Source organism: Mesorhizobium sp. Z1-4 (assembly GCF_004000235.1).
Classification (GTDB): Bacteria; Pseudomonadota; Alphaproteobacteria; order Rhizobiales; family Rhizobiaceae; genus RCIO01.
This window is the reverse complement of the sequence record NZ_RCIO01000002.1, coordinates 781,031-794,471: the sequence shown is the minus strand read 5'-3', so window position 1 is coordinate 794,471 and position 13,441 is coordinate 781,031. Positions and strand designations below refer to the sequence as shown.

12 protein-coding genes are annotated in these 13,441 nt (G+C 60.4%); 1 reads left to right on the top strand and 11 read right to left on the bottom strand.

The genetic code is table 11. The annotated features are described in order from the left end of the window. Positions 1–131: 131 nt before the first annotated feature. The 11 genes from EP165_RS10875 to EP165_RS10825 form a co-directional block, all read right to left on the bottom strand. Positions 132–827 (bottom strand): phosphatase PAP2 family protein, encoded by a 696-nt coding sequence (locus tag EP165_RS10875; protein WP_127522304.1) that lies wholly within the window; start codon positions 825–827, stop codon positions 132–134. Next, on the bottom strand, positions 824–2,131 hold the full coding sequence (locus tag EP165_RS10870) for a DUF2254 domain-containing protein (protein ID WP_127522302.1): 1,308 nt from the start codon (positions 2,129–2,131) through the stop codon (positions 824–826). The genes EP165_RS10875 and EP165_RS10870 overlap by 4 nt, the downstream gene beginning before the upstream one ends. Before the next feature lie 88 nt (positions 2,132–2,219). Then, complete coding sequence (locus EP165_RS10865) at positions 2,220–3,899, bottom strand: formate--tetrahydrofolate ligase (RefSeq protein WP_127522300.1); 1,680 nt, start codon at positions 3,897–3,899, stop codon at positions 2,220–2,222. A gap of 205 nt (positions 3,900–4,104) precedes the next feature. After that, positions 4,105–5,214, bottom strand: a complete 1,110-nt coding sequence (locus tag EP165_RS10860; protein WP_127522298.1) for a DUF2333 family protein — start codon at positions 5,212–5,214, stop codon at positions 4,105–4,107. Between the two features lie 17 nt (positions 5,215–5,231). After that, the gene (locus EP165_RS10855; RefSeq protein WP_127522296.1) at positions 5,232–6,518 is read right to left on the bottom strand and encodes a DUF6638 family protein; all 1,287 of its coding nucleotides are present in this window, start codon (positions 6,516–6,518) and stop codon (positions 5,232–5,234) included. Between the two features lie 13 nt (positions 6,519–6,531). Further along, on the bottom strand, positions 6,532–6,942 hold the full coding sequence (locus EP165_RS10850; protein ID WP_245440113.1) for a type II toxin-antitoxin system VapC family toxin: 411 nt from the start codon (positions 6,940–6,942) through the stop codon (positions 6,532–6,534). 5 nt (positions 6,943–6,947) lie between these two features. Next, on the bottom strand, positions 6,948–7,211 hold the full coding sequence (locus EP165_RS10845; RefSeq protein WP_127522292.1) for a type II toxin-antitoxin system Phd/YefM family antitoxin: 264 nt from the start codon (positions 7,209–7,211) through the stop codon (positions 6,948–6,950). 97 nt (positions 7,212–7,308) lie between these two features. Further along, positions 7,309–9,228 carry an AAA family ATPase gene (locus EP165_RS10840; protein WP_206075896.1) on the bottom strand — a complete coding sequence of 640 codons (1,920 nt, stop codon included), beginning with the start codon at positions 9,226–9,228 and terminating at the stop codon, positions 7,309–7,311. 18 nt (positions 9,229–9,246) lie between these two features. Beyond that, positions 9,247–10,392 carry a hypothetical protein gene (locus EP165_RS10835; RefSeq protein ID WP_127522290.1) on the bottom strand — a complete coding sequence of 382 codons (1,146 nt, stop codon included), beginning with the start codon at positions 10,390–10,392 and terminating at the stop codon, positions 9,247–9,249. 21 nt (positions 10,393–10,413) lie between these two features. Further along, entirely contained in the window at positions 10,414–11,502 is a 1,089-nt protein-coding gene (locus tag EP165_RS10830; RefSeq protein ID WP_127522288.1) for a coiled-coil domain-containing protein, read from the bottom strand. A gap of 118 nt (positions 11,503–11,620) precedes the next feature. Continuing rightward, a complete protein-coding gene (locus tag EP165_RS10825) occupies positions 11,621–12,235 on the bottom strand; it encodes a thymidine kinase (RefSeq protein WP_127522286.1) in 615 nt (204 codons plus the stop codon). Positions 12,236–12,461: 226 nt separating this feature from the next. On the opposite strand from EP165_RS10825, the gene EP165_RS10820 reads away from it, so the two are divergent. Next, complete coding sequence (locus EP165_RS10820) at positions 12,462–13,409, top strand: choline ABC transporter substrate-binding protein (RefSeq protein ID WP_127522284.1); 948 nt, start codon at positions 12,462–12,464, stop codon at positions 13,407–13,409. The last annotated feature ends 32 nt before the right edge of the window (positions 13,410–13,441 follow it).

The window sequence follows — 13,441 nt, the reverse complement described above, 5'->3', positions numbered from 1 at the left end:
CCAACATGTCTTCAGAACACGCGTTTCGTCAGCCGCTAGGAGCAGCCCCACCACCAGTTGTTGTTGGTCGAAATCGCGTTCATGGCGAAATCAATAGCGGCGAAAGCTCTGCCGCGCAACTCATGATGCGCCTATTCGGGTTCACCCCAGCGGCGCGCGTGAAGCCAGTCGAAAACCAGCCAGGAAATGGCCGCCCATGCAGTACCGAGAGCCCAGCCGGCAAGAACGTCGCTCGGCCAGTGGACACCGAGATAAATGCGGCTCGTGCCCACCGCGAGCGCCAGTAAAATCGCGGCCGTGATCACATAGATACGAATAAGTGGCTTGCCGACGAAGAGAACGATGAGCGCCGCAAGCGTCAGGTAAACGACGGTCGCCATCGTCGCGTGGCCGCTCGGGAAGCTCGCCGTGAACGTATCCACAAGGTGGTTCACCAGGTCCGGCCGTGGCCTCGCGTAGACGAGCTTGAGCAACTGGCTGAGTACGGTACCGGCACCGATGGACCCAAGCAGATAGGCAGCCGGGCCGAACTTCCGCGACAAAAGCAGATAGCCTGCCACCGAGGCGATCAGCACGGTGAGCACGGGATAGCCGCCAAGCGCGGTGATTTCTGCAACCGTTTCCTCAAACCACGGCGGACCGAGGGGATCGGCAGGGTTTTGGGGGTTACGGAACCACAGCAGGATTGCCCGGTCGAGAACGACGATCTCTTCGCTTCGAACCGCATTTGCGATGCGCAGGAATACAAAAGCCGCCGCGGCGATGCAGGTGAGAAGCGCAACGGGGACCGCGGCCCTGCGCCGCGTCGTGGAGGCATCAATGTTCATTTGCGTGCGGCTCGGCCATTTTTCGCACGCGCCTTCACCTGCGCGGCTGCGGCGCGGACCCGCTTCAGGTCAAACTCAGAGGTCAGAGCCGCTTCGGCTCTTTGCAGCGATATCCTGGAGTATTTCAGCGCGGCCGACTGGAAGCGGCTGTCGCCATTGCATGCGAGCGCGCCATAGGCTTTCTGCAGCCGTATCTGCACCTCGGCCAGATGTGCTCCGTCGCGCGCAATCGGTACCAGCATGTCCTCAAACAGTTCCTCGATACGGATCGGCGGAACGTAGACATTTCCGAACCGCGGTCCCGTACCTTCGCCACGGTCCGCGTTGGCCCAAATGGAGAGAACCCTTACCGCACGGCCGATGACGTCGATTGCGGTTCCCGGGTCGTTGATGCCGGGCGACAGGGCGCGCGAGGCGATTTCGGCCAGCACACACAGGCCGAAACGCGGATCCTGGTCGAAGGAGCGGTCATTGGCGATGGTGAAAGCACTGGCAATGTGTGCCGGGTCGAAATCGCCCTTCGCGCCCGTTACCCAGGCAATCGGGCGGTTGAGGTCGGCGAAGGTGCCGGGCAGTGCGCCGAGATAGACGCGCGCACCGAACTCCCCTGCCCTCGACGAGATCGCACCGATGTCGACATGCTGCACATAGCCGATCCTCGCCGCGAATACAGGTCGTGCATTGTCGGGCAGCGGCTTGCTGCCGTCCCAGCGCACGCCGCCCAGATTCGGCATGTCGGCACGGGCTCTCATTGCATGCGTAACGGCCTTCTCAACCTCCTCCGTGGTTTCACCAACCCGGCCGAGGCGGATCAGATAGTCGATCCACCGCAGCAATGTGACCACGATGAGAAGGATGACCAGAATTGTCACGGCAAACAGGATGACCCGCCCCTGCTCGCCATAGGCATTCATGGAAAGCGTGACGATGCCGACGACAGAGAACAGGAACGAACCCACGAATGTCGCGAGAACGTTGAGCGTTGTGCGGTCCTCGATCAGAAGTTTGGTGGCACGCGGCGTGACGCTCGTGGAAGCCGCCGAATAGGACGCGACCATGGTGGACAGCGAAAAGGTTGTGACCGCCAGCATGCTCGTCGCGATGATGTTGAGGATGTTGTCGACCGCATCCGCGCCGATCTTCGCCGAAAGACCACTGGGAAGATAAGGCGTGATCACGATCGAGATCAGCGCGGCGGCAACCGCCAGCAGCGATATCAGCGTGGCGCGCAACCACAGCCGACGTGTCAGGCGCCAGAGCAGCCAGCCCCACTTCGCGATTGTCGGTCGCCCGAAAGTGTCCATCCCGTTCGTATGACCGCTGGCTGAATTGAGTGCAACCGGTTAGCAGCCGAGCATGGCGGGCACGTTCGTCCGTCTATCGGGCGCGGTGCTAAAACAGTCCTTCGATCAGGCCGTCATCGTTAAGGAAAATCTTCTCCGAGGCGGGCGTGCGCGGCAGGCCGGGCATGGTCATGATCTCACCGCAGATGGCGACGACGAAACCCGCTCCCGCCGACAGGCGTACTTCGCGCACCGGCACAACATGATCGACCGGCGCACCGCGAAGGTTGGGGTCGGTCGAGAAGGAATATTGGGTCTTTGCCATGCAGACCGGCAGATTGCCGTAGCCGGCCTCTTCCCATTGCTGAAGCTGGGCGCGCACGCTTTTGTCGGCAATCGCTTCCGATCCGCGATAGATGCGTTTCACGATGGTGTTGATCTTTTCAAAGAGCGGCATGTCATCCGGATAGAGCGGCGAAAACTGCGCCATGCCGCTATCTGCCAGCTCGACGACCTTGTGCGCGAGATCGACGGTGCCTTCCGAGCCCTTTGCCCAGTGCCGGCACAGAATTGCTTCGGCCCCCTGTGCTGCGACGTATTTTTTCACCGCGTCGATCTCGGCGTCCGTGTCGGCAACAAAATGATTGATCGCGACGACGGCCGGCACGCCGAACTGCTTCACATTTTCGATGTGACGACCAAGGTTTGCGCAGCCCTTGGTGACGGCCTTCGCGTCTTCCTTGCCCAGGTCTTCCTTCTTGACCCCACCGTTCATTTTCAGCGCGCGCACGGTAGCGACGATGACGACCGCCGACGGCTTGAGCCCGGCCTTGCGGCACTTGATATCGAAGAACTTCTCCGCCCCGAGATCGGCGCCGAAACCGGCTTCGGTGACCACGTAGTCGGCGAGCTTCAGCGCCGTCTGCGTCGCCACAACGGAATTGCAGCCATGCGCGATGTTGGCGAACGGACCGCCATGCACGAAGGCAGGGTTGTTCTCCAGCGTCTGCACCAGATTGGGCGACATCGCGTCTTTCAGCAGCACCGCCATCGCGCGGTCGGCCTTGATGTCACGCGCATAGACCGCGGTCTTGTCGCGGCGGTAGGCAACGATGATGTCGCCAAGGCGCTTTTCGAGATCGGCGAGATCGGTCGCCAGGCACAGGATCGCCATCACCTCGGAAGCAACGGTGATGTCGAAGCCGGTCTCGCGGGGGAAACCGTTCGCCACACCGCCGAGCGAAACGTTGATCTGGCGTAAGGCACGGTCGTTCATGTCCATCACCCGCCGCCAGGTAACGCGGCGAATATCGATGCCGAGCTCGTTGCCCCAATAGATGTGGTTGTCGATCATCGCCGACAGGAGATTGTGCGCGGTCGTGATGGCGTGGAAATCGCCCGTGAAGTGGAGGTTCATGTCCTCCATCGGCACGATCTGCGCATAGCCTCCGCCTGCGGCACCGCCCTTCATGCCGAAATTCGGCCCCAGCGAGGCCTCGCGAATACAGATCGCCGCATTCTTGCCGATCCGGTTGAGACCGTCGCCAAGACCCACGGTTGTGGTTGTCTTGCCTTCGCCGGCCGGCGTCGGGTTGATCGCCGTCACCAGGATCAGCTTGCCGTCTTTCTCGCCGCGCTTGGAAGCGATGAACTCGGATGACAGTTTTGCCTTGTCATGCCCGAACGGCAGGAGATGTTCTGACGGAATGCCGAGTTTGGCGCCGATCTCCATGATCGGCTTTTTCTTCGCCGCCCGAGCGATTTCGATATCGGACTTTACCTCGGCCATTCGACTGCCTCCCCTTGATGTGTCGTGGTTTGCCTGACGTGCAATCGCGTCCGGCCGTTCTCAACAACGGCGGACGACAATCGGACTAAATCCAAGTCGCGCCGCCCGCCATTCAGAAACTGCCGTTAAATGCACGGAATGCGACAGGCCGGGCGCACAGGCGTATCCGCTGCCCTCTCGACAGTAGAGGGCCAATCGCAGTTCGCTATCTGTCCAGGACGTCCCTGATCTCGGTCAGGTTGGTGCGCACCCTGAGCACGTAGAAGCCCATCGTCGCCAGGTGCGTCGGCATGATCCAGCCGGCCTCGCGGCCATTGGAAATGATCAGCGGCTGCAGCTGCAGTGCGGCTTCGAACTGATCGTCCAGCCGGTCCCACAGTGGTGCAAGGCCGCGCGATTGCACGATGTCATGGAAATCGGCGCGTGCCGCCCTCATGATCCCGTAATAGCCGTAGAGCTGTCCGAAGCTGAACCAGAACCGGTCGTCGGCGCGGGTATCGAACCAGCCGCGATTGTAGTTTTCCGACCGCTCGCGAAGAATGTCGGAGGTCGAGCCGATATCGTTGGCGATGCGGTCGATAAAGGTGAGCAGATTGTCGGCACGCCCGTCGAAGGTGGCATCGCAGCTTCCAAGCTTGCCGTTGAAATTGGCGAGGTCGCGAATAGCCGAGCGATAGAAGGACGGTGTCGGGGTTTTCGGGCCGAACGGGTTCAGGCCGAAATACCAGGTCTCCTCGTCGAACTGCATATTGCCGCGTGCATCCTGCAGGTTCTGGTCCACCTGCGACGTACCGCGAACGCGTCCGAGCGTATCGACAAGCTCGACTGTCGTGCGCCTTACCGCCTGGTTGATGCCGCGCTGGAACGACGCCTTGTTGTCGAGAAAAGGCGTGTGATCCCAGTCGACGCCGAAAAGGCCGAGCTTGTAGAGCAGCATGGAAGAAATCCACGCGTTCTGGTTCACATTGAGGTCGATCAGGTCGGCCGTTACGTCCGCGATCGCCGAACGGCTGCAGGTGCCGGCGGCATCAGCCACCTCGGCGCCGGCCGAGTTGTTGCGCTGATTGAATTCATACGCCGTCGCGTATTTGACATCGAAACCCGTCCAACTCTGCGAGTTCCAGACGAAATAGACGTAGAGCCCGGCAAGCACGAGCAGGAAAATGCCGATCGGCCCCTTGATCAGCCAGCCGCGCCGCGCATACCAGCGTCCAGCGGCGAGGAACGGCCACATGATCCAGGCCACCAGCAAGCCGATGCCGCGCCCCAGCGCATGAAAGATACGGGTGAAGAAATTCACGATTGGATCAAGCATGTCCGGCCGGTCCCTGTTCAGTCCTCAAGCCCGTAGAGACGTGCCCGGAACCCATCTTTGTCACTGAGATATGTGCTTTTGAGCGTATCGACAACATAACGCCGCCAAACGGCATCGAATTGGCCGTAATCGGCATAAAAGCCCTGCTTGTTGAAGACGTAACGCGACAGAAAATCGCTCGGCACGAAATCCGAGATCAGCCGGTTGGTCAGCCAGGCGTCGGGGTGATCGGGCTTGGCGCGTACGACCAGAAAGCGGAACTCAGGCCGGATTTCATCTACCCGCAAATGGCCGAGTTGGGCGAGTTCGCGCTTCGCCGCGTTGAGAAACGGAAAGCGGCCGTCGCCGTTGATCATGTCTGCATTGGCATGGATCCAGCTTTGCAGCCACACGCGATCGAGCCCGCCGATGTCCTGTTTGGGTTCTTTCCGGTGAACCAGCTCGCGCACGACCAGCCCGGCGCGGTGTTCCAGATAATCCGCCTTTTCCATCCATGACGCGCGCGGCAGATCGAGCCGGCCGGTCGAGGCGAGAAAATGGAAAACACGGGCCGGGTCGCGCAGCGACAGATAGCTCACCTGCCAGGGTCGCGAACGGCGGAAACCGGGTGCCGTCGGGTCGCAAATGACGGTCGTCACATCCGGATCGATGAAAACATAAAGCCCGCCGAAATGGCTGGTCCAGTAAGCGTTGTGGCGAAACACCACCTGGTCCGGCACCAGCGTGTTTTCGCGGATGTCGCCGGTGACCTTTGCAAGGTCGACCATGCGCTCCAGCATCTTGTCGTCGCGCCAGGCCTCGGGCTCCATCTTCAGCCGGTCGACCAGCGTTCCGAGCTCGGACGCCTTGCCCACAACGTCATCGGCCGACAGCACGCGGAACTCGACCTGGTTGATGGACAGCAGATCCTCGATATCTTCGACCTTGGAGACCGAGTCTTCGATCTCGCCATAGATGACGTCCTTGATCGTCAGCGCATCGATGGCTCGCGCATTGCGAGACATGAACTCGTAGACGAGCTGCGAGGTGTTGGAGAAGGCAGTGTGCACGACCGGAAGATCGATCTGCTGCGGCGTGAGGATGATGAAGCGGCGATTGACCTCGTTGGGATCGAGATAGTGCGGGTCGTCCAGCTCGGCCGCGATCTGCGGTGAGAAACCGGTGCGATCAATCTCGAACCCGTCGAGCGCGGTCGGCCGCAACCCGAACGCCTTGAGCGCCTTGTTGTAACGCTCGATCAGATGCGGCTCGCTGATTGGCAAGAGCCGCCCGTAGATCAGTTCATTGTCGCGCAGGAGGTTCATCTAGCTCACGGCCTCAAAGTTCTGTCCAGTCGAGAGCTACGCCGGCATTTTCTGCAGCGCCCGCCAGCTTCTTGTCCAGAGTTGCAAGCGGAAGCCGAAGGCGTAAGGCCAACTCCAGATAGACGGCATCATAGAGCGTGAGGTCGTATGTCGTTGCAAGATCAACGCATGTTGTCCAGACAAAGTCCGCTCCCCTCACATCGGCATGCAAAGGTAACTCACCGAGGCGTCCGACAGCCCGCCCCAGGAAGTCGGGCGTGATACGCTTTCTGAGCAAGCCGGTAAGAAGTGCATTGCCTACTTCGACCCTGAACAGTGACGGAACCGCCCCGCCTCGCTCGATCACGCGATCGAGCAGCCGATCCACACCTTCGTTGCGTTCGTCCGGCATCACCCAATTGATGGCAACCGAACAATCAATCACCGTGCTCAAAAGCGGCGGCCCATTTCGATATAGTCGCGGATAGTCAGGCCGTCCGGGTCTGGTTTGACCTGTTTTCGCATTTCCCGGATCCCCTCAACCGCTTCCACGGCCCTGCGCCGCCTTTCTTCTTCCGCAGGCCCCGGCGCGACGAGCCTCGCCACGGGCTTACCGTTGCGGGTGACGACAACCTCTTCCCCTTGTTCGACAAGGTCGAGCAAGTGGCTGAGCTTGTTCTTCGCCTCGAATGTCCCGAACACATGCTGACCCATCACAATCTCCTAAGCTAGCTTAGCTAGATATAGCGTTTGGATGTTCTTCCTTCAACACATTGGATAAATTGCCGGGCCACGCGCAGGAGCTCCATCTCTACCCGCCCCAATGCCCCTTCGACTTCATGTCCTCGATTTCGCGGATGGCGCGCTCGCGCACCCGCTGGTCGCGGATAATGCGCTCCACTGCCGCGTCGTCGGCGCGATCGGAATAGCGGAACTCCGAATCCGCATAGCGGTTCACCTCCTGCATGACCATTTCCATGTCGAACGGGCCGCGCAGCTCTTCGATCATGGCCTTCTTGTCGTCATAGGATTTGTGCATGAAGGCTTCCGGTGTTTCGAACCACTCGTCGGGCAGCTCGATGTCCATCGCCCGCATCTTGATCGCGTCGGTGACGTTCTTGATCGCGCGGCCGGTGAAGCGCGGCTCCACTTCCTTGATCATGTGCAGATAGGTGCCGATATCGGCCAGCGTCTTGGGCGCACCATTGTCCTTCAAGAAGCGCTCGTAAATGCGATCAAGCCCGGCTTCCTGAGGCTTGGAATGCTGCTCATAGGCGGTGTCGACCGCGCGCTGGATTTCCTGCGCTGCATAAAGCTCGTGTTTGCCGAGCGGGATCTTGTGGTTCTTGCCGGCAAGCAGCGCGAAGATGTCGATATAGTCGTCGCGCGTCTGCGGACCGTCGACCAGCCAGCGTGCCCCTGCCCGCTGCCTGAGCGCATCGTCGACGTTTTCCGGGTAGTTGGAAAACATGCCAAAGGAGCAGTTGCCGCGCACAACCGTCATCGCGCCGGAGAAAGCCGACATCAGCACACCGGTGATCTCGTGCTGGCCGGCGGAAGCGCGATCGTCCGAACGTTTAGCGGCGACCTGGTCGATGTCGTCGATGGTTCCGAAACCGATTGCCTTGGGTGACAGCACGTTGTCGATGAACTGGCGGCAGCTCTGGCCCGATTTGCCCTGGTAGGACGAAATCTGGTCGACGCCGAAATTTTCGTAATGGAACGCATAACCGGCGACCTGGCAGTAGCCCTGCACAATGCCGGCGATCATCTGGATCAGCGTTGTCTTGCCCGTGCCGGGCGCACCGTCGCCGATGAAGGTGAAAAGAAAGCCGCCAAGCTCGACAAACGGGTTCATCTGCCGGTCGAAATCATAGGCCATGAGCATCTTGGCCAACTTGATCGACTGGTATTTGGCGATGTGGTTGCCGACTACCTGCTCTGGTTTCTTAAAATCCATCATCAGCGGTTTGACCTTACGGCCGGGCGCGACATCGAAGCCGTCAATCGTGAAGTCGTCGGCCTCTAAGCGCATATGAGCGCTATCGAACGCACCCATGCCGTCGAACCGCCCGCGCCGCTGGAGAAGCCCCTCGATAGCCTCGGTCGCGAAGGCGCGGGTGCGCGCGGCAAGATCCTGCTCGTCCTTCGACCCAGAAACTGCGGCGTCGAGCCCCGCGACCATCGCCTTCAACGCATCCTGCTGCGTGTCGAAAACGAAATCGGGCTCCGCAACATCGTTGGGCGCCTCGCCGTCGCTCTCGACCAGCTGCAGCAGATAAGATGCGAAGGAGAACGCCGCGACATAGGCGGAAGCCGCCAGCAGCTTCTTGTAGATCGAGGCTTCCTCGCCTTCGAGCGGTGCACGCGTGTTCTTCGCCTGCAGGCTCTCGAGATCCGTCGCCTTGGCGAAATTATCGCCGACGGCAAGCGCCACCTGAATGCCGCGACGGGCGCGGTAAAGCACGGTATGCTGGCCGATGGACATAAGCTGGTCGCCCGGCTTTACGGCCTGGATCGTCTTTGTCAGCTCTACCTCTCGGGTGCGCCGCACCGAGCCGGAAGAAACCGGCGAGACGAAGCGGCGCCCGGTGCCGGCAAGTGCGGTCTGGGAGCGGCCGGTGCCATCCTCCATGACAATGACGCGTGTCACCATGCTCTGCGCAGTCGGCAGATGCTTCTCGACGTCTTCCTCGCCGATCGCGGTCAGCCCAGCGTCCAATCCGTTCATGCAGCCCTCGCTTCCGCGTTACACATCGCTGATCACCTTGCCGTTCGAAACGACGTGGACCTGATACCCGTCGAAAATCTTGCGCGCCTCATGCGCCGCATAGAGAAGCTGGTAGGCCTCGTGCGGAATGAGCGCATGTTTCTCATATGAGCTGACGCCCTGGCGCGCGGCGTCGAGATCGTCGGTGTTGATGTAGAATTCCTCGCGCGCCGGCTGGCTCGACCAAAGTCCCTTGCGCGCCGGCTTCTCGCTCTTCGAAAAAACCTCCTGCACCGTCCATGTGAGCAGCCAGGCGTTTTCCTTGCGCCGCACCTTGGCGAGGATGTCGGTCACGGTCGAATTGTGCTCGGTGATACCGGCCGAATAAAACGGCCCGAGCACGACACGCCGAAGCTGCTTCGGGTGCAGATCGTCGAAATCCTTGTCTAGATTGCCGGCGATCGTTGCAGGCGACAGCGAATAGGCCGAGTTCTTTTCGGCGAAGTCGTCGAAGCGATGCGCGAGCTCCGGATTTAGCAGCCCTTCGACCGGCAGCGGCACCTCGACGTCTTCGTTGAGCTTGCCGTCTTTCGTGACCAGCGACCGGACGAGCCCGGCAGAGGAATCCTCCACCGTCGCCATATAGATCAGCGGCAGATTGGCGGCTCCATCGAACGTGGCCCAATGGACAAGATAATAGGGGCGTTTGGTTGCCGGATTGACCGACACCTTGACCGTGCGCGGCAGAATAAAGGGCGAAAAGACCTGCCCGTTGCGCACATTTTCCAGATAGAGACGCTCCGCCATCGAGCGTTGCAGCGCCTGAGGAAACGCCTTGTGGCGGAGAATGAAATCGGCCATCTCAGCGCGGATCTGGTCGGGCTGCGGTATCGCCGAGAGCCGCCCCTCCGCTGTCTTGCGGTCGTTCTCGAGTTCCAGGACATTCTGGAACACGGGATATCCGCTTTCAGCTCGTGAAATGCGGAAAGCATCAGCGAAAGCGAGCCGGTTTTCCCAACAGGAGAACGAGCGCTCGAGCCGTTCCAGATATTCAGTCACGATGGTGGCGACCGTCTCGTGCCGGTAAAGCGGCGAGCTGTCGTCACGCAGAAAAATGTCCAGCCCCGAAATCGCGGCCGAGATCGCATCGAAATAGCGTCGCGCTGCGTCGCTCGCGGCATTCATGTCGCGGTCTCCGGCAGCCGGCTAGGGCCTCACATAATCGGCTGCGTTGTGCTTACGCATGACCTCTTCGAAGCGGCGCGCGAAGGCATCGTCGGCAAGCTTCTTGCGGCGCTGGATGTCGGCCGTGGCAACCATGTTCTTTTCGTGCATTTCCAGAAGATCGCCGATGTGCTTCTGCGCGGCCGCACCGATGCCCGCCATGGTCTGCTCCGCGGTTGTGTCGACCTGACTGCCAAGCGTGTTGATCTTGTGCGCCACATCCTGCTGGGCGGCGGTCTTCAAGCTGTCTTCCAGCGCCTTGTAGAGAACGATGCGCTGTTCGGTGTCGATGGTCAGCTTGTTGATCAGCGTGTTCTGCGCAGCGATCTGGTTGTTGAGCGAGTCCACGAAAGTCTGGAACATGGACGTGTAGCGTTCCAGGGTCTGGCTCTCGGCCAACAGCTCCTGCTCTTTCGCCTGCTGCTCGTTATATTCCGTTGCCAGCTTGGAGCGTTCACCCTCGAGTTCGGTACGCTCTTTCTGGCTGGTCGAAGCCGCGATCTTGTTTTCGAGATCGAGCAGCATCGGATTGAGTTCCTCGATCCGTTTCTGTGTCGCCTCCAGATTGGCCATTGCCTGCTTGCGGCGGTCAATCACCTGGGCAAGGCTCGTTTCGGAGGTCTTGTAGCGCTGGTCGAGGATGTTCTTCTGATCTTTGAGGATACCCACGATAGTGTCGGACTTCGCCAGGAGCTCCTGCAGATTGCCGGCAAGCGACATGTTGCGCACGCGCTCGGTGCGCATGCGCTGCTTGCGCTGGGCGGAGAAGATGCCGATGAAGTTTTCCCAGCCAGTGTAGCTCTTCATGCTCTCGAACTCGGCGCCGAATACGTTGGTGGCGTCTTCGAGCCCGATGATGAGATCGGCAATATTGCCTTCCATCACCTTCTGCTGCTTCAGAACGTCATCGATGCGGGCGTTTTCGATGTCGAAGTCGGCTGCGCCTATCGTGGTGTCGGCTTTGGCGATCTGGTCGAGCACCACGCCCGACTGTTCGATCTTGGAGCGCATCTCCTCGACCACTTGCTTGGTTTTGGCGATCTCCGAATCGAAATTCTGCAATGTGGCCATGGACGTTCCTACCTCGCACCCCGAACTGGTTTCGAAGGCAATATATGTGGCCACCAATACGATTGAAAGACTGGGTGCGCGACAGATGCCCGGTTGCAGCGGCCCTGAAGCGGCATGATCAGTTCCGCGAATAGCCGATCATGTCTTCGGCAGGCCAGCGGCCCATTTCCTCTTCCCAGTGACGGCGGCAAAGGGAGACATATTTGTCTTCGCCACCGATCTCCACCTGTGCACCCTGATGCAGCACCTTGCCGTCGGCACCGAGCCGAACGACCATGGTCGCCTTGCGACCGCAGCGGCAGATGGTGCGGATTTCCCTCAGATCGTCGGCAAGCGCCAACAGCGCCTGGGAACCCGGAAACAGCTGCCCCTGGAAATCGACGCGCAGGCCATAACACATCACCGGCACGCCGGCCCGGTCGGCAAGGCGCGCGAGCTGCCAGACCTGCTCGTCGGTGAGAAACTGCGCCTCATCGACAAAAACGCAGTGCACGGGCGAAACCTCGTGCCGCTCGGCAACCTGCGTATAGAGATCATCGTCGGGGCCGAACATATTGGCCTCGGCACTGAGCCCAATTCTGGAACCGATGCGCCCGCGACCTGCCCTGTCGTCGAGCGCCGCAATGAACAGCATCGTGGTCATGCCGCGCTCGCGATAATTGTACGAGGCCTGCAGCAGCGCAGTCGACTTGCCGGCGTTCATGGTCGAGTAGTGGAAGTAGAGCTTGGCCATCAGCCTATTAATCGCAACCCGGTTGCCGACGGGAGTCGCAAGTCCCGATACTCCACGGAAAACGACACACCGGGGTCGCTTACGAACCACTGCGCGCCGCACCGAACACAGGCGAGCACCTTGAAACCATTGGAAAATGGTGTTTGGTTCCAAACCAAGAAATGCCCCGGCTGCACGCCTTAGGGCCGGCCACGGATAATGACCAAGAAATAACGGGAGAACTCAGATGACGCGTTTTAAATCCTTTACTCTTGCACTGGGACTGGCGACCGCGCTGTCGGCCGGATCGGCGTTTGCGGCCGATCCCGAATCCTGCAAGACGGTGCGCTTCTCAGATGTGGGCTGGACAGACATTACCGCAACCACCGCCACAGCATCGGTCGTGCTCGAAGCGCTGGGCTACGAACCGGAGGTCCAGGTTCTTTCCGTCCCGGTCACCTACGCATCGCTCAAGAACAACGACATCGACGTTTTCCTCGGCAACTGGATGCCCACGATGGAAGCCGACATCGCGCCATACCGCGAGGACGGCTCGGTGGAGACGCTGGTGACCAATCTGGAAGGCGCGAAATACACACTGGCGGTGCCCAAATACACTTATGATGCGGGCCTGAAGAGCTTTCAGGACATCGCCTCGTTCGCCGACAAGCTGGACGGCAAGATCTACGGCATCGAACCCGGCAATGACGGCAACCGGCTGATCCTCGACATGATCGAGGCCGACACTTTCGGGCTCAAGGATTTCGAGCTCGTCGAAAGCTCCGAGGCCGGCATGCTTTCACAGGTCAGCCGTGCGGCCGGTTCGAAGGAGGATGTCGTATTCCTTGGCTGGGAACCGCACCCGATGAACGCCAATGTCGAAATGGCGTACCTGGAAGGCGGCGATGATATTTTCGGGCCCAACTATGGCGGTGCGACCGTGCACACCAATGTGCGTGCCGGCTACGCTGCCGAGTGCCCGAACCTTGGCAAGCTGTTCACAAACATGGTCTTTTCTCTGAAGATGGAGAATGAGATCATGGGCGCGATCCTGAACGACGGCGCTGAGCCGAACGACGCAGCGACCGCATGGCTGAAGGCAAACCCGGACGCCGCCGGCCCGTGGCTTGAAGGCGTCACAACCTTCGATGGCGGCGACGCTGCTGCTGCGGTGAAAGCCAAACTCGGCATGTAGGTGCCAACCGCGCGGGGCGGCCGGAGGGGATG